At 38.9% G+C, this 22308-nt stretch carries 23 protein-coding genes and 1 pseudogene; 23 read left to right on the top strand and 1 reads right to left on the bottom strand.

Annotated features, from left to right (window positions below):
* Positions 1–77: 77 nt before the first annotated feature.
* The 9 genes and pseudogenes from KJS44_RS09490 to KJS44_RS09450 all read left to right on the top strand — a co-directional run bounded on the left by KJS44_RS09490 (position 78) and on the right by KJS44_RS09450 (position 10176).
* On the top strand, positions 78–575 hold the full coding sequence (locus KJS44_RS09490) for an antirestriction protein ArdA (protein WP_000342539.1): 498 nt from the start codon (positions 78–80) through the stop codon (positions 573–575).
* An 88-nt stretch (positions 576–663) separates the two neighbouring features.
* Positions 664–1056, top strand: a complete 393-nt coding sequence (locus KJS44_RS09485; RefSeq protein WP_000723888.1) for a conjugal transfer protein — start codon at positions 664–666, stop codon at positions 1054–1056.
* Positions 1040–3487, top strand: coding sequence for a conjugal transfer ATPase TcpF (gene tcpF / locus KJS44_RS09480; RefSeq protein WP_000331160.1), 2448 nt, complete (start codon positions 1040–1042; stop codon positions 3485–3487). Before KJS44_RS09485 ends, tcpF begins: the two co-directional genes overlap by 17 nt.
* A 2-nt stretch (positions 3488–3489) precedes the next feature.
* Entirely contained in the window at positions 3490–5667 is a 2178-nt protein-coding gene (locus KJS44_RS09475) for a CD3337/EF1877 family mobilome membrane protein (protein ID WP_000804748.1), read from the top strand.
* 2 nt (positions 5668–5669) lie between these two features.
* Positions 5670–6665, top strand: coding sequence for a bifunctional lytic transglycosylase/C40 family peptidase (locus KJS44_RS09470; RefSeq protein WP_001842741.1), 996 nt, complete (start codon positions 5670–5672; stop codon positions 6663–6665).
* A 17-nt stretch (positions 6666–6682) separates the two neighbouring features.
* A complete protein-coding gene (locus tag KJS44_RS09465; RefSeq protein WP_001828745.1) occupies positions 6683–7594 on the top strand; it encodes a conjugal transfer protein in 912 nt (303 codons plus the stop codon).
* A gap of 313 nt (positions 7595–7907) precedes the next feature.
* Positions 7908–7955: pseudogene (locus KJS44_RS14755) on the top strand (hypothetical protein); the annotation flags it as partial.
* A gap of 15 nt (positions 7956–7970) precedes the next feature.
* A complete protein-coding gene (gene tet(M), locus KJS44_RS09455; protein ID WP_000691736.1) occupies positions 7971–9890 on the top strand; it encodes a tetracycline resistance ribosomal protection protein Tet(M) in 1920 nt (639 codons plus the stop codon).
* Positions 9891–10008: 118 nt separating this feature from the next.
* Positions 10009–10176, top strand: coding sequence for a cysteine-rich KTR domain-containing protein (locus KJS44_RS09450; RefSeq protein WP_000336323.1), 168 nt, complete (start codon positions 10009–10011; stop codon positions 10174–10176).
* Positions 10177–10235: 59 nt separating this feature from the next.
* Here KJS44_RS09450 and KJS44_RS09445 read toward each other — a convergent pair whose 3' ends face one another.
* On the bottom strand, positions 10236–10589 hold the full coding sequence (locus KJS44_RS09445) for a helix-turn-helix transcriptional regulator (RefSeq protein WP_001227347.1): 354 nt from the start codon (positions 10587–10589) through the stop codon (positions 10236–10238).
* A 504-nt stretch (positions 10590–11093) separates the two neighbouring features.
* Between KJS44_RS09445 and KJS44_RS09440 the strand changes: the two genes are divergently transcribed.
* From KJS44_RS09440 to KJS44_RS09375, 14 genes are all read left to right on the top strand, one after another.
* Positions 11094–11516, top strand: coding sequence for a sigma-70 family RNA polymerase sigma factor (locus KJS44_RS09440; RefSeq protein WP_000804885.1), 423 nt, complete (start codon positions 11094–11096; stop codon positions 11514–11516).
* Positions 11513–11743, top strand: a complete 231-nt coding sequence (locus KJS44_RS09435) for a helix-turn-helix domain-containing protein (RefSeq protein ID WP_000857133.1) — start codon at positions 11513–11515, stop codon at positions 11741–11743. Before KJS44_RS09440 ends, KJS44_RS09435 begins: the two co-directional genes overlap by 4 nt.
* Positions 11744–12203: 460 nt before the next feature.
* The gene (locus KJS44_RS09430) at positions 12204–12407 is read left to right on the top strand and encodes an excisionase (RefSeq protein WP_000814511.1); all 204 of its coding nucleotides are present in this window, start codon (positions 12204–12206) and stop codon (positions 12405–12407) included.
* Positions 12408–12488: 81 nt separating this feature from the next.
* Complete coding sequence (locus KJS44_RS09425; protein ID WP_001291561.1) at positions 12489–13706, top strand: tyrosine-type recombinase/integrase; 1218 nt, start codon at positions 12489–12491, stop codon at positions 13704–13706.
* 659 nt (positions 13707–14365) lie between these two features.
* Positions 14366–15397: an SIS domain-containing protein gene (locus tag KJS44_RS09420; RefSeq protein WP_008687631.1), complete on the top strand. Its 1032-nt coding sequence runs from the start codon at positions 14366–14368 to the stop codon at positions 15395–15397.
* A gap of 5 nt (positions 15398–15402) precedes the next feature.
* Entirely contained in the window at positions 15403–16062 is a 660-nt protein-coding gene (locus tag KJS44_RS09415) for an HAD family hydrolase (RefSeq protein ID WP_008687632.1), read from the top strand.
* Between the two features lies 1 nt (position 16063).
* Positions 16064–16906 (top strand): sugar phosphate isomerase/epimerase family protein, encoded by an 843-nt coding sequence (locus tag KJS44_RS09410; RefSeq protein WP_008687633.1) that lies wholly within the window; start codon positions 16064–16066, stop codon positions 16904–16906.
* On the top strand, positions 16903–17322 hold the full coding sequence (locus KJS44_RS09405) for a PTS sugar transporter subunit IIA (protein ID WP_008687634.1): 420 nt from the start codon (positions 16903–16905) through the stop codon (positions 17320–17322). Before KJS44_RS09410 ends, KJS44_RS09405 begins: the two co-directional genes overlap by 4 nt.
* Positions 17323–17336: 14 nt before the next feature.
* Positions 17337–17810: a PTS sugar transporter subunit IIB gene (locus tag KJS44_RS09400; RefSeq protein ID WP_008687635.1), complete on the top strand. Its 474-nt coding sequence runs from the start codon at positions 17337–17339 to the stop codon at positions 17808–17810.
* An 18-nt stretch (positions 17811–17828) separates the two neighbouring features.
* Complete coding sequence (locus KJS44_RS09395) at positions 17829–18602, top strand: PTS mannose/fructose/sorbose/N-acetylgalactosamine transporter subunit IIC (protein ID WP_008687636.1); 774 nt, start codon at positions 17829–17831, stop codon at positions 18600–18602.
* Entirely contained in the window at positions 18589–19428 is an 840-nt protein-coding gene (locus KJS44_RS09390; RefSeq protein ID WP_008687637.1) for a PTS system mannose/fructose/sorbose family transporter subunit IID, read from the top strand. Before KJS44_RS09395 ends, KJS44_RS09390 begins: the two co-directional genes overlap by 14 nt.
* Positions 19429–19464: 36 nt before the next feature.
* Positions 19465–20112 carry a deoxyribose-phosphate aldolase gene (gene deoC, locus KJS44_RS09385; RefSeq protein ID WP_008687638.1) on the top strand — a complete coding sequence of 216 codons (648 nt, stop codon included), beginning with the start codon at positions 19465–19467 and terminating at the stop codon, positions 20110–20112.
* A gap of 127 nt (positions 20113–20239) precedes the next feature.
* Entirely contained in the window at positions 20240–21646 is a 1407-nt protein-coding gene (locus KJS44_RS09380) for an MATE family efflux transporter (protein ID WP_008687641.1), read from the top strand.
* Entirely contained in the window at positions 21588–22250 is a 663-nt protein-coding gene (locus KJS44_RS09375; protein ID WP_008687642.1) for a DUF4867 family protein, read from the top strand. Before KJS44_RS09380 ends, KJS44_RS09375 begins: the two co-directional genes overlap by 59 nt.
* Positions 22251–22308: the final 58 nt, after the last annotated feature.

Below are 22308 nucleotides of genomic sequence, written 5' to 3'. Positions count from 1 at the left end.
TGTTCCGCAAAGGAATGGTACACCAAACGAAGTGCGGTAGGGATTTTTGAATCTCTACAAAGAAAGGACGTGAATATATGGACGATATGCAAGTCTATATTGCGAATTTAGGCAAATACAATGAGGGCGAATTGGTCGGTGCGTGGTTTACCTTTCCCATTGACTTTGAGGAAGTCAAAGAGAAAATCGGCTTGAATGATGAATATGAGGAATACGCCATTCATGACTACGAGTTACCCTTTACGGTTGACGAATACACTTCCATTGGCGAACTCAATCGACTATGGGAAATGGTATCGGAATTACCCGAAGAATTACAATCGGAGCTATCTGCTCTGCTCACTCATTTTTCAAGCATTGAAGAACTAAGCGAACATCAAGAGGATATTATCATTCATTCCGATTGTGATGATATGTATGACGTGGCACGCTACTACATTGAAGAAACGGGTGCTTTAGGCGAAGTACCAGCTAGTCTTCAAAACTATATTGATTATCAAGCCTATGGTCGGGATTTAGACCTTTCAGGAACGTTTATCTCAACCAATCATGGGATTTTTGAAATCGTCTATTAAATCTGTCGGTACATTACTACTGGCAGATTTTCTATTTTACGGGGTGGCTCAATCAGCTACCCCTATTTTTTATGAAAGGATTGATTACATGAAGAAAATACGAAGCTATACCAGTATCTGGTCTGTGGAAAAGGTACTGTATTCTATCAATGATTTTAGACTTCCGTTTCCCATAACCTTTACGCAAATGACATGGTTTGTCGTGTCACTCTTTGCAGTGATGATACTTGGCAACTTGCCCCCTCTTTCCATGATAGAGGGAGCATTTCTCAAATACTTTGGGATTCCTGTGGCTTTCACATGGTTTATGTCTACAAAAACTTTTGATGGTAAAAAGCCTTATGGATTTTTGAAGTCTGTCATTGCTTATGCACTGCGACCAAAGCTGACCTATGCAGGAAAAAAAGTAACGCTTGGCAGAAACCAGCCACAAGAAGCCATTACAGCAGTTAGGAGTGAATTTTATGGCATATCCAATTAAATACATTGAAAACAATCTCGTCTGGAATAAAGACGGGGAATGTTATGCTTACTATGAGCTTGTTCCTTACAATTACTCATTTCTAAGTCCAGAACAGAAAATACAAGTGCATGATTCTTTCAGACAGCTTATCGCACAAAATCGTGATGGCAAAATTCATGCTTTACAAATCAGTACAGAATCCAGCATACGTTCTGCACAAGAGCGTTCCAAAAATGAAGTCACTGGCAAGCTCAAAGCGGTTGCCTATGACAAAATCGACCAACAGACAGACGCTTTAATATCCATGATTGGCGAAAATCAAGTGAACTACCGTTTCTTTATCGGCTTTAAGTTGCTTCTCAACGATCAGGAGTTTTCTATGAAAAGTCTTACCGTTGAAGCAAAAAATGCTTTGTCTGATTTTGTCTATGATGTGAACCATAAGCTGATGGGCGATTTTGTTAGTATGAGTAATGATGAAATCCTGCGTTTTCAGAAGATGGAAAAGCTCTTAGAAAATAAAATCTCTCGTCGTTTCAAAATCCGCAGGTTAGATAAGGACGACTTCGGCTATCTGATTGAACACCTTTACGGACAGACAGGCACTGCCTATGAAGAGTATGAGTACCATCTATCAAAGAAAAAGCTGGATAATGAAACGCTGATTAAATACTATGACTTGATTAAGCCTACTCGCTGTTTGGTGGAAGAAAAACAGCGATATTTGAAAATCCAGCAGGAAGATGAAACCGTCTATGTAGCTTACTTTACCATTAACAGCATTGTCGGAGAACTGGACTTCCCGTCCTCTGAAATCTTCTACTACCAGCAACAGCAATTTACATTCCCGATTGATACGTCAATGAATGTGGAAATTGTAGCGAATCGTAAAGCCCTATCTACTGTCCGCAATAAAAAGAAAGAACTGAAAGACTTGGATAACCACGCTTGGCAAAGTGATAATGAAACCAGCTCCAATGTGGCGGAAGCTCTGGAAAGTGTGAATGAGCTGGAAACCAATTTAGACCAAAGCAAGGAATCTATGTACAAGCTGTCTTATGTGGTAAGGGTATCAGCAAATGATCTTGACGAACTCAAACGTCGTTGTAATGAAGTGAAAGATTTTTATGACGATTTAAGCGTAAAACTGGTACGACCATTTGGGGATATGCTCGGCTTACATGAAGAATTTTTACCTGCCAGCAAGCGTTATATGAATGATTATATTCAATACGTGACCTCTGATTTCCTCGCTGGTTTAGGTTTTGGTGCTACTCAAATGCTGGGGGAAAATGAGGGGATTTATGTTGGCTACAGCTTAGATACTGGACGCAATGTCTATCTGAAACCTGCTCTTGCCAGTCAAGGGGTTAAGGGTTCAGTAACCAATGCGTTAGCGTCGGCTTTTGTTGGTTCGCTGGGTGGTGGTAAATCCTTTGCGAATAACCTTATCGTCTATTATGCGGTGCTTTATGGGGCACAAGCAGTGATTGTAGACCCAAAAGCAGAACGTGGCAGATGGAAAGAAACCTTGCCAGAGATTTCCCATGAAATCAATATCGTCACTCTGACTTCTGATGAGAAAAACAAAGGCTTACTTGACCCTTATGTGATTATGAAAAATCCCAAAGATTCTGAATCACTGGCTATTGATATTCTGACATTCCTTACGGGGATTTCCTCTCGTGATGGGGAACGCTTCCCAATCCTTAGAAAAGCCATTCGTGCAGTAACCAATAGTGAAGTACGAGGGTTGATGAAAGTGATTGAGGAATTACGGGTTGAGAATACGCCACTAAGTACCAGTATAGCCGACCATATCGAAAGTTTTACAGACTATGACTTTGCACATTTATTATTCAGTAATGGTTATGTGGAGCAGTCTATCAGCTTAGAAAAACAACTGAACATTATACAGGTTGCGGACTTGGTACTTCCCGACAAGGAAACTTCCTTTGAGGAATATACCACTATGGAGCTTTTATCCGTTGCTATGCTGATTGTCATTAGTACCTTTGCTTTAGACTTTATCCATACAGACCGAAGCATTTTCAAGATTGTAGATTTAGACGAAGCATGGAGCTTTTTACAGGTAGCACAAGGAAAAACACTATCTATGAAGCTGGTTCGGGCTGGTCGTGCTATGAACGCTGGGGTATATTTCGTGACCCAAAATACAGACGACCTCTTAGATGAAAAACTGAAAAATAACCTCGGCTTAAAATTTGCATTTCGTTCCACTGACCTTAACGAGATTAAAAAGACCTTAGCCTTTTTTGGTGTAGACCCAGAGGACGAAAACAATCAGAAGCGATTGCGTGATTTGGAAAACGGGCAATGCCTTATCAGTGATTTATATGGTCGTGTCGGTGTGATACAGTTCCACCCTGTATTTGAAGAACTGCTCCATGCCTTTGATACCAGACCACCTGTGCGAAAAGAGGTGTAAATGTGAAACCATCAATAGTAAACAGAATAAAATCAAACTGGACGCTGAAACGTCTAGGTAAAGTGGCAATGACAGTGGCTTTCACACTTGTGATTGCCATTTTTCTTTTAGCCATGCTGGGAACGGTGGTTCAAGCTGCGGGCTTGGTAGATGATACGGTCAATGTGGCAAATGAATACAGCCGATACCCACTTGAAAACTATCAACTGGATTTTTATGTGGATAATAGCTGGGGCTGGCTTCCGTGGAACTGGTCGGACGGGATTGGAAAACAGGTCATGTATGGACTATATGCCATTACCAATTTTATTTGGACAATCAGTTTGTATGTTTCCAATGCGACAGGTTACTTAGTACAGGAAGCCTATTCCTTAGACTTCATTTCCGCTACAGCAGATTCCATTGGTAAGAATATGCAGACCTTAGCTGGTGTGAGTGCAAACGGATTTTCAACAGAGGGTTTCTATGTTGGATTCCTCTTACTCTTGATTTTGGTTCTTGGGGTTTATGTTGCCTATACGGGACTGATAAAGAGAGAAACCACAAAGGCAATTCATGCCATTATGAATTTTGTGCTGGTGTTTATCCTATCGGCTTCCTTTATTGCCTACGCTCCCGACTACATTAAAAAAATCAATGACTTTTCATCAGACATCAGTAATGCCAGTTTATCACTTGGCACGAAGATTGTCATGCCCCATTCCGATAGTCAAGGCAAGGACAGCGTGGACTTAATCAGAGATAGCCTGTTTTCCATACAGGTTCAGCAACCGTGGCTACTGCTTCAATACAACAGTTCAGACATTGAAAGTATCGGTATTGACCGTGTGGAAAGCCTGCTCTCCACCAGCCCAGATTCCAACAATGGCGAAGACAGAGAAAAAATTGTTGCGGAAGAAATTGAAGACAGAAGCAATACCAATCTAACCATTACAAAGACCATTAACCGTTTAGGTACAGTCTTCTTCCTATTTGTCTTCAATATTGGGATTTCCATATTTGTATTCCTATTAACAGGAATCATGATTTTCTCGCAGGTACTTTTTATCATCTATGCTATGTTTCTGCCTGTGAGCTTTATTTTAAGCATGATTCCATCATTTGATGGTATGTCAAAACGAGCCATAACAAAGCTCTTTAATACCATTTTGACACGAGCTGGAATCACATTGATTATTACGACAGCATTTAGTATTTCAACCATGCTCTATACCTTATCGGCTGGTTATCCGTTCTTTTTGATTGCTTTTCTACAGATTGTGACCTTTGCAGGAATCTACTTCAAGCTGGGCGATTTAATGAGTATGTTTTCTCTACAGAGTAACGATTCTCAAAGTGTGGGAAGTCGTGTGATGAGAAAACCTCGTATGCTTATGCACGCTCACATGCACCGTCTACAGCGGAAACTTGGACGTTCCATGACTACTCTAGGGGCTGGGTCTGCCATTGTTACAGGTAAAAAAGGACAGTCGGGTTCGGGGAGTTCTGCAAGGACACAAGCAGATCACTCCCGACCAGACGGAAAGGAAAAATCAACACTTGGAAAACGTATCGGTCAAACCATCGGTACAGTAGCTGATACCAAAGACAGAATGGTAGACACTGCTAGTGGTTTGAAAGAACAGGTTAAAGATTTGCCGACCAATGCAAGATATGCAGTATATCAAGGAAAATCCAAAGTAAAAGAGAATGTCCGTGATTTAACCAGTAGTATTTCTCAAACCAAAGCGGACAGAGCCAGTGGACGCAAGGAACAGCAGGAACAAAGGCGAAAAACCATTGCGAAGCGTCGCTCTGAAATGGAACAGGTCAAACAGAAAAAACAGCCTGCTTCTTCTGTTCATGAAAGACCGACTACAAGACAAGAACAATATCATGATGAACAGACCTCAAAACAGTCTAATATTCAGACTTCATATAAGGAATCTCAACAAGCCAAACAAGAGCGTCCAGCAGTTAAGTCCGATTTTTCAAGTCCAAAAGTGGAACGCCAAGGCAATACCGTTCAAGAAAAAACCGTTCAAAAGCCAGCAACTTCAACCACTACAGCAGATAGAACTTCACAACGTCCAATCACAAAAGAACGTCCGTCTACTGTTCAAAGAGTACCACTACAAAATACAAGAAGTAGACCACCAATCAAAACCGCCACCATTAAGAAAGTCGGTAAGAAACCATGAAGTTGAAAACTTTAGTGATTGGTGGTTCTGGATTATTCTTGATGGTCTTCTCACTGCTTCTGTTTGTTGCCATTTTATTTTCAGATGAACAGGACAGCGGAATTTCCAATATTCATTATGGAGGTGTGAATGTTTCCGCAGAAGTGCTGGCTCATAAGCCTATGGTAGAAAAATATGCCAAAGAATATGGCGTTGAAGAATATGTCAACATACTTCTTGCGATTATACAGGTGGAATCGGGCGGTACTGCGGAAGATGTTATGCAGTCCTCGGAATCCCTCGGTCTTCCACCTAATTCATTGAGTACAGAAGAATCCATTAAGCAAGGTGTGAAGTATTTCAGTGAATTATTAGCCAGTAGCGAAAGGCTCAGTGTAGATTTAGAATCGGTTATCCAGTCCTACAATTATGGTGGTGGTTTCTTAGGGTATGTGGCTAATCGTGGAAATAAATATACCTTTGAACTGGCTCAAAGTTTCTCAAAAGAGTATTCAGGTGGCGAAAAAGTGTCTTACCCCAATCCCATAGCCATACCTATCAATGGGGGCTGGCGATACAACTATGGCAATATGTTTTATGTGCAACTGGTAACGCAGTATCTTGTCACAACAGAGTTTGATGATGATACGGTACAAGCCATCATGGACGAAGCACTGAAATATGAGGGCTGGCGATACGTTTACGGTGGAGCTTCCCCGACTACTTCTTTTGATTGTAGCGGACTGACACAATGGACGTATGGAAAAGCTGGAATTAACTTACCACGAACCGCACAACAGCAATATGATGTGACCCAGCATATCCCACTATCGGAAGCACAAGCTGGCGATTTGGTTTTCTTTCATTCTACCTATAACGCTGGCTCTTATATTACTCATGTTGGGATATACCTTGGCAATAACCGTATGTTTCATGCAGGCGACCCAATCGGTTATGCCGACTTAACAAGCCCCTACTGGCAACAGCATTTAGTGGGAGCAGGACGAATCAAACAATGAGAAAGGAAGATTTAATGATGAAATTTAGAAAAAATCAGAATAAAGAAAAACAGATACCAAAGGAAAAGAAACCTCGTGTCTATAAGGTCAATCCTCATAAAAAGGTTGTGATTGCCTTGTGGGTACTTTTAGGGCTTAGTTTCAGCTTTGCGATATTCAAGCACTTTACAGCTATAGATACTCATACTATTCACGAAACAACTATCATAGAAAAGGAATACGTTGATACTCATCATGTAGAAAATTTTGTAGAGAACTTTGCGAAAGTCTACTATTCATGGGAGCAATCCGATAAGTCCATTGATAATCGAATGGAAAGTCTAAAAGGCTATCTGACAGATGAACTTCAAGCTCTCAATGTTGATACAGTACGCAAAGATATTCCTGTATCGTCTTCTGTAAGAGGATTTCAGATATGGACGGTAGAGCCAACTGGCGACAATGAGTTTAATGTAACCTACAGTGTAGACCAGCTCATTACAGAGGGAGAAAATACAAAGACCGTCCACTCTGCTTATATTGTGAGTGTCTATGTAGATGGTTCTGGAAATATGGTACTGGTTAAGAATCCGACCATTACCAACATACCTAAGAAATCAAGTTATAAACCAAAAGCCATTGAAAGTGAGGGGACGGTTGATTCCATTACAACCAATGAAATCAATGAGTTTTTAACGACGTTCTTCAAGCTCTATCCTACAGCGACAGCCAGTGAACTTTCCTACTATGTGAATGACGGGATATTAAAACCAATCGGAAAAGAGTACATCTTTCAAGAACTGGTAAATCCTATTCACAATCGTAAGGATAATCAAGTCACGGTATCGCTGACAGTGGAGTATATCGACCAGCAGACCAAAGCAACGCAGGTATCTCAATTTGATTTGGTACTTGAAAAGAACGGGAGTAATTGGAAGATTATAGAATAACAAATATTGGTACATTATTACAGCTATTTTGTAATCACGTACTCTCTTTGATAAAAAATTGGAGATTCCTTTACAAATATGCTCTTACGTGCTATTATTTAAGTATCTATTTAAAAGGAGTTAATAAATATGCGGCAAGGTATTCTTAAATAAACTGTCAATTTGATAGTGGGAACAAATAATTGGATGTCCTTTTTTAGGAGGGCTTAGTTTTTTGTACCCAGTTTAAGAATACCTTTATCATGTGATTCTAAAGTATCCGGAGAATATCTGTATGCTTTGTATGCCTATGGTTATGCATAAAAATCCCAGTGATAAGAGTATTTATCACTGGGATTTTTATGCCCTTTTGGGCTTTTGAATGGAGGAAAATCACATGAAAATTATTAATATTGGAGTTTTAGCTCATGTTGATGCGGGAAAAACTACCTTAACAGAAAGCTTATTATATAACAGTGGAGCGATTACAGAATTAGGAAGCGTGGACAAAGGTACAACGAGGACGGATAATACGCTTTTAGAACGTCAGAGAGGAATTACAATTCAGACAGGAATAACCTCTTTTCAGTGGGAAAATACGAAGGTGAACATCATAGACACGCCAGGACATATGGATTTCTTAGCAGAAGTATATCGTTCATTATCAGTTTTAGATGGGGCAATTCTACTGATTTCTGCAAAAGATGGCGTACAAGCACAAACTCGTATATTATTTCATGCACTTAGGAAAATGGGGATTCCCACAATCTTTTTTATCAATAAGATTGACCAAAATGGAATTGATTTATCAACGGTTTATCAGGATATTAAAGAGAAACTTTCTGCCGAAATTGTAATCAAACAGAAGGTAGAACTGTATCCTAATATGTGTGTGACGAACTTTACCGAATCTGAACAATGGGATACGGTAATAGAGGGAAACGATGACCTTTTAGAGAAATATATGTCCGGTAAATCATTAGAAGCATTGGAACTCGAACAAGAGGAAAGCATAAGATTTCAGAATTGTTCTCTGTTCCCTCTTTATCATGGAAGTGCAAAAAGTAATATAGGGATTGATAACCTTATAGAAGTTATTACTAATAAATTTTATTCATCAACACATCGAGGTCCGTCTGAACTTTGCGGAAATGTTTTCAAAATTGAATATACAAAAAAAAGACAACGTCTTGCATATATACGCCTTTATAGTGGAGTACTACATTTACGAGATTCGGTTAGAGTATCAGAAAAAGAAAAAATAAAAGTTACAGAAATGTATACTTCAATAAATGGTGAATTATGTAAGATTGATAGAGCTTATTCTGGAGAAATTGTTATTTTGCAAAATGAGTTTTTGAAGTTAAATAGTGTTCTTGGAGATACAAAACTATTGCCACAGAGAAAAAAGATTGAAAATCCGCACCCTCTACTACAAACAACTGTTGAACCGAGTAAACCTGAACAGAGAGAAATGTTGCTTGATGCCCTTTTGGAAATCTCAGATAGTGATCCGCTTCTACGATATTACGTGGATTCTACGACACATGAAATTATACTTTCTTTCTTAGGGAAAGTACAAATGGAAGTGATTAGTGCACTGTTGCAAGAAAAGTATCATGTGGAGATAGAACTAAAAGAGCCTACAGTCATTTATATGGAGAGACCGTTAAAAAATGCAGAATATACCATTCACATCGAAGTGCCGCCAAATCCTTTCTGGGCTTCCATTGGTTTATCTGTATCACCGCTTCCGTTGGGAAGTGGAATGCAGTATGAGAGCTCGGTTTCTCTTGGATACTTAAATCAATCATTTCAAAATGCAGTTATGGAAGGGATACGCTATGGTTGCGAACAAGGATTATATGGTTGGAATGTGACGGATTGTAAAATCTGTTTTAAGTACGGTTTATACTATAGCCCTGTTAGTACTCCAGCAGATTTTCGGATGCTTGCTCCTATTGTATTGGAACAAGTCTTAAAAAAAGCTGGAACAGAATTGTTAGAGCCATATCTTAGTTTTAAAATTTATGCGCCACAGGAATATCTTTCACGAGCATACAACGATGCTCCTAAATATTGTGCGAACATCGTAGACACTCAATTGAAAAATAATGAGGTCATTCTTAGTGGAGAAATCCCTGCTCGGTGTATTCAAGAATATCGTAGTGATTTAACTTTCTTTACAAATGGACGTAGTGTTTGTTTAACAGAGTTAAAAGGGTACCATGTTACTACCGGTGAACCTGTTTGCCAGCCCCGTCGTCCAAATAGTCGGATAGATAAAGTACGATATATGTTCAATAAAATAACTTAGTGTATTTTATGTTGTTATATAAATATGGTTTCTTGTTAAATAAGATGAAATATTTTTTAATAAAGATTTGAATTAAAGTGTAAAGGAGGAGATAGTTATTATAAACTACAAGTGGATATTGTGTCCTGTATGTGGAAATAAAACACGATTAAAGATAAGGGAAGATACTGAATTAAAAAAATTCCCCCTCTATTGTCCGAAATGCAGACAAGAAAATTTAATTGAAATAAAGCAGTTCAAAGTAACTGTGATTACAGAGCCAGACGCAAAGACGCAGAGCCGATAAAATGAGATTAATACAATCTCATTTTATCGGCTCTTTCCGTTATGTATGGATTCTTTTAATTAGTCTTCGATGTTTCTTGCTTCGTTGATACCGCTGGCTAAAGATTCCATTAAGGATAGTTCTTTGTCTGTAAAGCTATCCATGTATTTCTCTATCTGTAATCGTCGGGTGCTTTTTACCAAGTTATTAGCAGGTAAGAAAAATTCATCAACGGAAACATGAAGTAACGATACAAGGTCATAAAGAACTTGTATGCTGGGGTGTTGCCCTTTATTTTCAATATTAGTTAAGTACCGTGGGTCAATTTCAATCAATGCTCCCACTTGTTCACGAGTTAAACCTCGTTTCAATCGAGCTTCTTTAATGGCTAAACCAAAGGCTCTAAAATCATATTTATCTTCTTTTTTACGCATAGTAGACCACCTCTATACATTTTATTGTTCCTACTGAATTAAAAACAGGTATAGAAAAACGTGTTATATGGTTTATAGGTTTATATTTAATAAAAAGCACTACTAAACGCCAATAAAAAAAACCGTTATATGGTAGTGCTATTTACGCTGTTAAAATATTGTATATTACTTCCAAATGGCGGTTTGTTGGAGGTCAACGTCGCCATGAAGTACATCATATACAATAAATTTCCTTACATTGGGTTCTTGTCAAAAAAAGTCGTCTATCTGCAATAGATAAGTACGTCCACCAATGTGGTTTTATAAATCATATAGATAGAATAACAGAAGCATGTAAACAGAGAAATAAATCTGTTTATATGCTTTTTTGGCTATTCAGAACTTTTTTACAAAGTTTATTTATCAGTAATGCAACAAATCCCCCTTTCACATTGGGACTAAGAGTGAAAGGAGATAAACGAGCAAGGCTCACTTCCTTTCCTAGACAGAAAGGGGGTGAGAAACATGAAACCATCTTCTTTTCAGACCACAATAGAAAATCAGTTTGACTATATCTGTAAACGTGCTATGGAAGACGAGCGAAAGAATTATATGCTTTATCTTTCAAGGATTGCAAAGCGTGAGGTGTCCTTTTCGGATGTTGGCGATTATCTTGTTAGCCAGTTTGCGACAACAGATAACTATTCAACTGACTTTCAGATTTTTACACTCAATGGGTTATCAGTAGGCGTTGAAAATGATTTGTTGAGTGAAGCATTACGTGAGTTGCCAGACAAGAAACGTGAAATTCTACTGCTGTTTTACTTTATGGACATGAGCGATTCAGAAATTGCAGACCTGTTGAAATTGAACCGTTCTACTGTCTATCGGCATAGAACCAGTGGACTAGCCTTAATTAAAAAGTTTATGGAGGAATTTGAAGAATGAAAACACAATATCCTATGATTCCCTTTCCTCTCATTGTAAAGGCAACAGATGGCGATACCGAAGCGATTAACCAGATTCTACATCATTACAGAGGGTACATAACGAAGCGTTCCCTACGACTTATGAAAGATGAATATGGCAATCAAAGTATGGTCGTTGATGAAGTCTTACGTGGAAGAATGGAAACCAGACTGATTACAAAGATTTTGTCATTTGAAATTAAGTAATATCCTCTCTCCTTTCGTGGAAGCGTGCTAAACCATTCCACGCTTCCCGAACAGGGAGGTTTGTTATTCCACCAAAGCATATTGAGCTTTCAATGTGTTTTGATAGGCTAACGAGCCATTGTTCTTTGAAAACTGAATAAAAGTAATCGAATACGTTTCGATAAGAAAAGAGCCAACGGAACTAACCGCCATGACCTATCTTATAAAGATAGCGAGCGATTCATGTTAGTGATCCGAGAAGCAATCTTTAGCAGGATTGCCTGCAACGACATTCTTATCGTGATAATGATACTCCCATACAGTCAATAGTCCGAGCGTGATAAAACCGTCGCAGGCAATGAGTATGGCTACATGAGAACCATGCAGGGGTGGAACTCCCGTGAGCTTTGCTAAAGCTGTTCGATTGCTGGTAAAACAACTTTTATGAAATCCAAATAAGTGATTTGGAAAGGAGGATTTTATGAAGCAGACTGACATTCCTATTTGGGAACGTTATACCCTAACCATTGAAGAAGCGTCAAAATATTTTCGTATTGGCGAAAACAAGCTACGACGCTTGGCAGAGGAAAATAAAAATGCAAATTGGCTGATTATGAATGGCAATCGTATTCAGATTAAACGAAAACAATTTGAAAAAATTATAGATACATTGGACGCAATCTAGCGTCGCCAAAGGGTCTTGTATATGATAAAATAGTATTAAGTCGTATCAAGGCTCTTTCCATAAAGGAAAGGAGCAAATGCCATGTCAGAAAAAAGACGTGACAATAAAGGTCGAATCTTAAAGACTGGAGAGAGCCAACGAAAAGACGGAAGATACTTATACAAATATATAGATTCATTTGGAGAACCGCAATTTGTTTACTCGTGGAAACTTGTGGCTACAGACCGAGTACCAGCAGGAAAGCGTGATTGTATCTCACTTAGAGAGAAAATCGCAGAGTTACAGAAAGACATTCATGATGGTATTGATGTTGTAGGAAAGAAAATGACACTCTGCCAGCTTTACGCAAAACAGAACGCTCAAAGACCAAAGGTTAGAAAAAACACTGAAACTGGACGCAAATATCTTATGGATATTTTGAAGAAAGACAAGTTAGGTGTAAGAAGTATTGACAGTATTAAGCCATCAGACGCTAAAGAATGGGCTATTAGAATGAGTGAAAATGGTTATGCTTATCAAACCATCAATAACTACAAACGTTCTTTAAAGGCTTCATTCTATATTGCTATACAAGATGATTGTGTTCGGAAGAATCCATTTGACTTTCAACTGAAAGCAGTTCTTGATGATGATACTGTCCCTAAGACCGTACTAACAGAAGAACAGGAAGAAAAACTGTTAGCCTTTGCAAAAGCTGATAAAACCTACAGCAAAAATTATGATGAAATTCTGATACTCTTAAAAACAGGTCTTCGTATTTCAGAGTTTGGTGGTTTGACACTTCCAGATTTAGATTTTGAGAATCGTCTTGTCAATATAGACCATCAGCTATTGAGAGATACTGAAATTGGGTACTACATTGAAACACCAAAGACCAAAAGTGGCGAACGTCAAGTTCCTATGGTTGAAGAAGCCTATCAAGCATTTAAGCGAGTGTTAGCGAATCGAAAGAATGATAAGCGTGTTGAGATTGATGGATATAGTGATTTCCTCTTTCTTAATAGAAAGAACTATCCAAAAGTGGCAAGTGATTACAACGGCATGATGAAAGGTCTTGTTAAGAAATACAATAAGTATAACGAGGATAAATTGCCACACATCACTCCACATAGTTTGCGACATACATTCTGTACCAACTATGCAAATGCAGGAATGAATCCAAAGGCATTACAGTACATTATGGGACATGCTAATATAGCCATGACGCTGAACTATTACGCACATGCAACATTCGATTCTGCAATGGCAGAAATGAAACGCTTGAATAAAGAGAAGCAACAGGAGCGTCTTGTTGCTTAGTAGTACAAATGAATTTACTACTTATTTACCACTTCTGACAGCTAAGACATGAGGAAATATGCAAAGAAACGTGAAGTATCTTCCTACAGTAAAAATACTCGAAAGCACATAGAATAAGGCTTTACGAGCATTTAAGAAAATATAAAAAGATAATTAGAAATTTATACTTTGTTTGTGTCAAAATACTATGGTTTAGAATATGTGGTATATCGAAATATAGATGGACTCGCACGATATTTATTATAGTGGTATAAAAACTGTATAAACTGGTATATACATGAAACCTCATGAGCACAGGAACGATAGAATTTCATAAATTTTATCAAAAAATATGTATTTTTTTGATTTTTTTTAATAATTATCAGAAATGCGATAAATAAAGGCTTTTATTAAACAAATTTTCATAAAATTATCGATATTGATAGACAATAATTTACACTTGTGGTGAAAAAGTAAAAAGAAAACGCTTGCAAAAAGATTACAATACTGGTATATTAAAAACGTAAAGTGGATTAGCTGATAAACCACAGGGTGCACACTGCGACTACTTCAGCTTGGATCTCACTTTGAAAAACATTCCTTTCCAGTATAGCACAAATGATGAAAAAAAGAATTGGATGGGAAAGAAAAGCTGATAGGAAATCGAAGGAGAAAAAAACATGGAAAAAGAAAAAGTGATGTTACCGAAATTTAATGTAGAAACTTATCTGAAAGATGGCGATGCTGTCGTTGCGAAATTAAAAGAAGTAGAAGCGGTTGCGGATAAAGTACATGATAAGGGATATGAAAATATTTTCTTGTTAGGAATGGGTGGAACTTATGATGAATTAGAGCCAATTCAGTACATCATGAATAAATACTCAGAAGTAGAAGTGCATTTAGCCAATGCAGCAGAATTAAACGTCCTTGGCAACAAGCGTTTAAAGAAGGGTTCTGTTGTTATTACTGCCAGTGCTTCCGGTGATACCAAAGAAATCGTGGAAGCTGTGGAATGGATCGTGAAAGAAGGCATTGAAGTTGTTGCTTTCACCAAACCAGAAACACCACTTGGAAAACTTGCAACTACGATCATCACTGCTCCTGTAACAACCGGACAGTGTGAATATAGCTATCTGATGTTTGACGTCTTAGCACTGCGCTTATTAAATCGTCGTAATGAATTCCCAAAATATGAAACCTTTATTGCCCAAACGAAAAATATCTTCCATGACTTAGTAGATATTCGTGAAAAATTTGATGCAAAAGCCGATGAAATTGCAAAAGCCTATGCTTTAGAACCATATAGCATCTTCGTTGGCAGCGGCGCATTGTGGGGAGAAACCGTATTATTCTCCATGTGTATCTTAGAAGAAATGCAATGGGTACGCACAAGAGCAGTATCCAGTCCGGATTTCTTCCATGGAACATTAGAATTGGTAGATAAAGATGTACCGGTCTTCTTGTTCAAGGGTGAAGATGAGTGCCGTAAGCTGGATAACCGTGTAGAAGCGTTTGCCAAGAAATTCACGGATAAGCTGGTTGTCATCGATACCGCAGAATATGCGATTGATGGTTTAGATCCTGAATTCCGTATGATTGTTTCACCAATGATCTTAACCGCGTTAGTGACAGAACGTCTGGCAAGCTATTATGAAACTTATACCAAACACAATCTTGCTTATCGCCGTTACTACCGTCAATTTGAATATTAGAAGCAATGGAAAAAATTGATGCCGTAATCTTTGATATGGATGGTGTTCTGATTGATTCAGAACCCATCTATATGCATCATGTTCTTTCATTCTATGAACGTTTTGGCATTCATGTGCCATATGAAGAAGTCGTAAAATTGGCCGGCAGCAGCAATGAAGCCAGCTGGCAGATGATGGCATCGTGGTGGAAGGAGGCGATCGATCCTAAAGAGCTGGAACAGCTATACGAAACCATAATGCAGGGTGAAGAGGAAGTCGTGTTTGCGGATATTGTGAATCCATATGTGCGTTATATCTTACCAAGATTACGCGAAAGGGGCATAAAAACAGCGATTGCATCTTCATCACCAATGTCAGCAATTCATGCCATGATGCAGCAATGTCAATTATCGAATAGTTTTGATTTGGTAGTAACCGGCAGGGATTTTCCTTTCAGCAAACCAGATCCTGCCATCTATTTACATACGGTGAAACAGCTGAAAGTAGCGAAGGAACATTGTATCATTATCGAAGATTCCACGTATGGTATTGAAGCAGCTATACGTGCAGATATCAAAGTAGCAGCATTAAAAGATGAACGATTCCATTATGATCAAACAAAAGCAACGTATCTGGTACATGATCTATTGGAAGCCTATCATCTTATCTTGGAAGGAGAAGACTAGGATGAGCAAATTAGAACTTGCGGCTATGAATTGTCATCATCGTTTCTATCCACTGGAAGAATTCTTTGCCAGTGCTGCTTCAAATGGTTATAAAAAGGTTGAACTCTGGACAGGGCCACAACATTTCTATATGGATCATGAGCGTTATGATTCCATCGATAAACTAAAACAGTTGGAACAACGCTATCATCTGAAAATTATCGGAATCTGTCCGGAACAGACAAATCCTAAACCTAATAATATGGCCGCAAGAGAACAAGATATGCAGGATAGAGTATATCACTATTTCTGTAATGCGGTTGATGTGGCATGTGAACTGCAGGCACAACAAGTTGTCGTTACAAGCGGCTGGGCATTTCTAGATGAGCCAAAACAAGAAGCCTGGAAACGCAGTGTGACAATGCTGAAACGCATTGCCCAATATGCGCAAGCAAACGGCATGAAACTGGCAATTGAAGCTTTGCAGGAAAATGAATCTGTATTAGCAAACAGTGCCCAAGATCTTGCTCAACTGCTTGATGAAGTAGATGAACCAGCATTAAACATATGTCTGGATATGGGTGCAATGGCAAGAGCAAACGATACAATTCAAACATATTTTGAAACATTTCATGATAAAGTTATCCATTGCCACTTTGTGGATGTGAATGAAGAAATCACACATCTGGCATGGGGAGATGGAAAACGTGACATGCGATGTGATTTACAGGATTTCATGAAGTATGGATATCATGGCATCCTGTCCGTAGAATGTGTCAATCAGCGTTACTTCAAAGAGCCATTCACAGCCGATGCAGCATCTATGCGAATATTTGAAGAACACATAAAGGAGATTGACAAATGAAACATTATGTACTTGCATCACACGGAGGTTTTTCGAAAGGAATCTATGAGAGCATTCAGATCATCATTGGCGAACAGCCCAATATACATATCGTACAGGCGTTTGTGGAAGGCAATAACGATATCACATCTTTAGTAGAGGAAACCTTAGCAGCGATTCCGCCTGAAGATGAAGTAATCGTATGCAGCGATGTGTTTGGCGGCAGTGTCAACAACGAATTCATGAAACAGCTGAGAAATCGCAACCATATGCATTTGATAACCGGCATGAATCTGCCATTATTGATGCAGTTGTTTCTCAGTGTTGAAGAGGATACGGAAAAGATGATCCATGATATCGTGAACAGTGAAGATACACGCGTAAAGTACTGTAACGATATGCTGCGTAGCGCAGCAAAAGAAGAAGAAGACTTCTAGAAAGGTGATGTAACATGATTAAATTAGTACGCGTTGATCATCGCTTACTGCATGGTCAGGTGGCTTTTTCCTGGACCAATGGTGTTGGCGCAAATTGTATTTTGGTAGCAAGTGATACCGTAGTACATGATGATGTATGGAAGACCACATTAAAGCTGGGGAAACCTAGCGGAGTGAAATTGGTAATTAAAAATATGGCCGATTCCATAGCGGCTATTAACAGTGGAGTAACGGATAAATACAAACTGATTATTGTTGTTCAGACCATTAAAGAAGCAAAACAGCTTGTGGATGGTTGTCCATCGATTACCAGTATCAATTTAGGAAACACCAAGGAAAGCAAGACAACAACACAAGTCAGCAAACAGGTTTTCCTTGAAGAAGAAGAGAAAGCGATTTTGAAAGAATTGATGGAACGAGGCGTAGAGTGTGAAATCAGAGCACTTGTAGATGATAATAAACTTAATGTCGCCCACGTTTTAAAGTAAAATGAGGAGGAAATAATCATGGTAGTACAAGCTATCTTAATTGGTCTGATTGCTGCATGGGGTTCTTTGGATTATGCATTCGGTACATTATATACCTTTAGACCAATCGTTTTAGGACCATTAGTAGGTTTAGTTTTAGGGGATGTAAAAACAGGAGTTGAAATTGGGGCAAGCTTAGAGCTGTTGTTTATGGGGGCAATTTCTGTAGGTGCCTATATTCCACCAGATGTTAATATCGGCGGTGTCTTAGCGACGGCATTTGCCATTTCAATGGGAAAAGGTGTTGACGCTGCTGTTGCTTTAGCTATGCCAATTGCCGTAATTTCCTTGGGCATCGGAAATTTAGTTTCCGCCATTACACCTGTTTGTTTGAAAATAGCCGATGATGGTGCAGCGGCTGGTAATGATAAGAAAATCATGTTTACGCAGTGGCTTATGGGAGCATTTGCTACCATCTATAAATTCCTGTTGGTCTTTGGTGCTTTCTATGTTGGTGCTGATAAAGTACAGGCTTTGTTAGACTTTATTCCACAATTTGTACTAGATGGCATGGGCGTGGCAGCCGGTATTCTTCCTGCAATGGGATTTGCGATGCTGATGCGTATGATCATTAACAAGAAGCTGATTCCTTTCTTCTTCTTAGGTTTTGTTTTGGCATCTTATGCCAACATTCCGGTACTTGGTGTCGCTATCATTGCGGTCATCATTGCCGTAGAGAAATTTGGCTTTTTGGAAGATCGGCCAGTGATGGCTGGTAATGCTGAGGAGGTAAGTGATGATGACGACTTCTAATACGGATGAAAAACTGATTACCAAAAAGGACCTGTTGCATTCAGCATGCAATATCGGTGCCTTAGGAATGGAATATTCCTGGAACTATCCTCGCCAAATGCATTTGGCATTCTGTTTAATGATCAACCCAATGTTAAAAAAGATTTATGCAGATGATCCTGAAGGTTATGCAGAGGCTTTAACAAGACATGTGGCATTCTTTAATATCACGCCACAGCTTGCGCCTTTTGTTGGCGGTATTGCCGTATCTATGGAAGAGCGTGTTGCGAAAGGGGAATTGGAAGGAGCTGCTGTTGATTCTGTCAAAGCTGCTTTAATGGGACCATTAAGTGGTATCGGTGATTCTATCTTCTTAGGTTGTATCCGTGTCATTGCCGTTGCCGTTGGTATTTCATTAGCATCTACCGGCAACATCATGGGACCAATTGCTTATTTCTTGATTTATAATATTCCAGCCTTCTTAGTACGTTTCATCGGAGCAGTGAAAGGTTATGAATTAGGCTTCTCTTTCTTGGCGAATGCTGAGAAAAGCGGTTTGATGGAAAAAGTGATGTTTGCTTCCGGTATTGTTGGTATCATGGTAATCGGTGCCATGAGCAAAGACATGTTCTATGCGACGATTCCGTTGAAGATTGGGGCAAATGTTTCCGGAGAAGATGTACAGACCGTACAAACGATTTTGGATGGCATCATGCCTGGTATGCTAGGCTTATCTGCTACTTGGATCTATTATTGGCTGTTGAAAAAGAAAGTCAATCCAATGTGGCTCATTCTCGGCACGATGATTCTTGGTGTTGTTGGTGTTTATTTTGGTTTCTTAGGATAATATATGCATGCAAGATGCATAGAAAGGCGGTTACATATGAATATACATACGTATATTGATTACATTGATGATCCAAATGATACTTACGAACAGTATTTAGAGAAAGCAAAAAAGTATCATTTCCGCTGTATCTTTGCGCAGATTGACACTTATGATGAAGCCGTTGCTTATTTAAAGGATAGCGGCATCATCATCGCAGGAGCAATTGATTTTCCTGAAGGTGTCTTATCATTAGATGAAAAAATGAAACGTTTCCAGGCATATGCGGAGAAAGGCTTTAAGGAAATTGATTATGTCTTAAATCAGCATGCTATCGAAACAAGAGATTATGCTTATATTGAAAAAGAAATGAAGACCATTACGGCTTTCTGTCGAAAACATGGCATTTGCGATAAAGCAATTGTTGAAATGTGTAAGTTGGATGAGGATGCGAAAAAGAAGGTATGCGAGATTGCATTGCGCGTAAAACCAGCCTTTTTAAAAACATCTACTGGTAAGAGCTTTGGCGGAGCTAAGTTAGAAGATGTTTTATTGATGAAGAAAATCTTAAAAGATGAGGTACGTATCAAAGCAGCCGGCGGTATTCACACATATGAAGAGGCAAAAGCATTGATTGATGCCGGCGCATCGGCATTGGGGGCAAGTGCAGGAATTGCCATTTGTGAAGGGGAGAAACAAGCATAAAGCAGAATAGAGGTAAACGTCCTTTGATGATTGCCTCTTTTCTTATAAGCTTTTCATCAAATATACACGCATGTTTAAGCGTTTATACTTGATATTAGGATAAATGAGAGTATTCAAGGAGGTGGACATGCAGCAGAGAAGTTTTTTACGTTATTTTATGGGACTGGCATTGCCGGTCATCTTGCAACAACTTTTAGCACACTTATTAGCGATGAGTGATACGATCATGTTAGGAGCTTTCAGTGAAGATGCAATCAGTGCTGTCAGTGTAGCTAATAAATATTTCTTTATCTATAACCTGGTAATCTTTGGGTTAAGCAATGGTGTAGGACTGTTTATCTCGCAATATCATGGGGCATTGCAGAAAGAAAATGAAAATCGCACATTGCGTTTTGGCTTGCGCTTGTGCGTATATACAGCCATTATTTTTATGGTTATTTTACTTGTATTTCCTTCCTTCATCATGTCGCTTTTTGTGAAAAATGAGGTGTTGATCAGATTGGGCAATGTGTATAATGGCATTGTGGTATTCTCTTATCTTCCTTATGCATTAGCACAGATGTTGGGCGTTGGCTATCGTGTGATTGCCCAGCCGCGTATTCCTATGTATGCCGGTTGTCTATCCTTCCTTTTGAATATCGCCTTGAATTATGCCTTGATTTTTGGACATTTTGGTTTTCCATCCCTTGGTGTAGCAGGAGCCGGTATTGCGACCTTATGTTCACGCATTGTAGAAGCACTTTTCTTATGTGCTGTTGCTTTACGTAAAGAAAGTGAATTTTATTTGTTAACTGCCTATACTCGTTTTTCTTTAAGGGAGAAATACAAGATTGCCCAGCGGGCAATTCCACTTGTTTGCAATGAATTTATTTGGTCATTAGGATTATCCTTTATCTTTATGAATTATTGTGCTGTAGATGAACGCTATATACCTGCCTTAACCGTAGTTGATACGATTGCTAGCATGATTTATGTAGCCTTTAGCGGCTGCAGTGCGGTGACGGGTGTCGTCATTGGCAATGATTTAGGGGCAGGCAAGCTAAAGCAGGCCAAATTGGATGCCAAAAAGATGATACGGATCGGTTTATCCATTTATATCATTGGGTGTGCTTTGGTCTTATGCACCAGTCCGATAGCACCTTTTCTGTTTTCGTTACAAGGAGAGAGTCGGCATATGGCGATGCAGCTTTTAATGATCAAGGCTTGTATTACTTGGACACAAGGCTATTCAGAAACCATTTATTATATTTTACGAGCCGGTGGAGATACGCGTTCCGTCTTGTGTATTGATGGCTTATTTACTTGCTTTGGACCCTTACTCTTATCAACGCTGTGCGCACGTGTACTGCATATCCCTATGCTATGGATGTTTGCAATCGTAGAAGGCAGCAGTATTTTTAAAATTTTTATTGCTACTTGGTTTTATCGAAAAGAAACGTGGTTAAAGAATTTAACGGAAAGGAAGCATGACTTACATGAAACAAGAAATATTACAGAAAAGAAATCCACAAGTATGTATCAAAAATGTGAATGATGCAGCATTTTCACGCTATGGAAAGCTCATCCACTTGGATGTGGATGCTTTGTTACAAGAAGCAGAAAAACAGTATCCGATACCAACTAGCGGGAATGCATATATTGCTGATATTGCGGCGTTACATCCTTTTGCTTGTGTAGCTGAAATCGCCCATCGTATTTTTGCTGAAATGGCAATTGAAGTAGGCATCTGTCATGGACATAATACGACCTTACTGGGGCTGGAATACCATATAGGATCTGAGGTGAATATGGCCATTACCGATTGTGTCTTAGCGTTAGGACGAAAGGAAGACTTTCAGGCACCTGGTATTGATAAGGAGGCATTGGAAGTATTTTATGTACCCAAAGGCAGTGTCATAGAGTTGTTTGAAGGTACTTTGCATTATTGCCCATTTTCGGCAGATCAAAAAGGGTTTTCCACAATTGTGATCCTCTTAGATAAAACAAATACACCGATTTCTTATCGAAAAGGAGAACTTTTGACAAAACGCAATAAATGGTTTATCGCACATGTGCAGAATCAAAAGAAGATCCAAGAGGGAAATGTTGGCGGATTGTTGGGAGAACCTTTACAGATATCGTTACTTCCTGTAGAATAAAGGAGAAGATGTAGGAAAGAGAGATGAAATCATGCGTGTCCAGATGGACAAAAGACGA

This window comes from Longicatena caecimuris, from assembly GCF_018406465.1.
GTDB lineage: Bacteria > Bacillota_I > Bacilli_A > Erysipelotrichales > Erysipelotrichaceae > Longicatena > Longicatena caecimuris.
Note: the sequence above shows the minus strand (reverse complement) of the source record. Positions and strands in the feature narration are given on the sequence as shown.

What these genes read in the sequence shown, in the direction of transcription:
- KJS44_RS09390 (WP_008687637.1), top strand. Translation starts at nt 18,589, where the DNA reads ATGACGACTTCTAATACGGATGAAAAACTGATTACCAAAAAGGACCTG.
- KJS44_RS09430 (WP_000814511.1), top strand. Translation starts at nt 12,204, where the DNA reads ATGAAGCAGACTGACATTCCTATTTGGGAACGTTATACCCTAACCATT.
- KJS44_RS09375 (WP_008687642.1), top strand. Translation starts at nt 21,588, where the DNA reads ATGAAACAAGAAATATTACAGAAAAGAAATCCACAAGTATGTATCAAA.
- KJS44_RS09410 (WP_008687633.1), top strand. Translation starts at nt 16,064, where the DNA reads ATGAGCAAATTAGAACTTGCGGCTATGAATTGTCATCATCGTTTCTAT.
- KJS44_RS09400 (WP_008687635.1), top strand. Translation starts at nt 17,337, where the DNA reads ATGATTAAATTAGTACGCGTTGATCATCGCTTACTGCATGGTCAGGTG.
- deoC (WP_008687638.1), top strand. Translation starts at nt 19,465, where the DNA reads ATGAATATACATACGTATATTGATTACATTGATGATCCAAATGATACT.
- KJS44_RS09420 (WP_008687631.1), top strand. Translation starts at nt 14,366, where the DNA reads ATGGAAAAAGAAAAAGTGATGTTACCGAAATTTAATGTAGAAACTTAT.
- KJS44_RS09465 (WP_001828745.1), top strand. Translation starts at nt 6,683, where the DNA reads ATGAAATTTAGAAAAAATCAGAATAAAGAAAAACAGATACCAAAGGAA.
- KJS44_RS09440 (WP_000804885.1), top strand. Translation starts at nt 11,094, where the DNA reads ATGAAACCATCTTCTTTTCAGACCACAATAGAAAATCAGTTTGACTAT.
- KJS44_RS09490 (WP_000342539.1), top strand. Translation starts at nt 78, where the DNA reads ATGGACGATATGCAAGTCTATATTGCGAATTTAGGCAAATACAATGAG.
- KJS44_RS09395 (WP_008687636.1), top strand. Translation starts at nt 17,829, where the DNA reads ATGGTAGTACAAGCTATCTTAATTGGTCTGATTGCTGCATGGGGTTCT.
- KJS44_RS09445 (WP_001227347.1), bottom strand. Translation starts at nt 10,589, where the DNA reads ATGCGTAAAAAAGAAGATAAATATGATTTTAGAGCCTTTGGTTTAGCC.
- KJS44_RS09380 (WP_008687641.1), top strand. Translation starts at nt 20,240, where the DNA reads ATGCAGCAGAGAAGTTTTTTACGTTATTTTATGGGACTGGCATTGCCG.
- KJS44_RS09485 (WP_000723888.1), top strand. Translation starts at nt 664, where the DNA reads ATGAAGAAAATACGAAGCTATACCAGTATCTGGTCTGTGGAAAAGGTA.
- tcpF (WP_000331160.1), top strand. Translation starts at nt 1,040, where the DNA reads ATGGCATATCCAATTAAATACATTGAAAACAATCTCGTCTGGAATAAA.
- KJS44_RS09405 (WP_008687634.1), top strand. Translation starts at nt 16,903, where the DNA reads ATGAAACATTATGTACTTGCATCACACGGAGGTTTTTCGAAAGGAATC.
- KJS44_RS09435 (WP_000857133.1), top strand. Translation starts at nt 11,513, where the DNA reads ATGAAAACACAATATCCTATGATTCCCTTTCCTCTCATTGTAAAGGCA.
- KJS44_RS09425 (WP_001291561.1), top strand. Translation starts at nt 12,489, where the DNA reads ATGTCAGAAAAAAGACGTGACAATAAAGGTCGAATCTTAAAGACTGGA.
- KJS44_RS09415 (WP_008687632.1), top strand. Translation starts at nt 15,403, where the DNA reads ATGGAAAAAATTGATGCCGTAATCTTTGATATGGATGGTGTTCTGATT.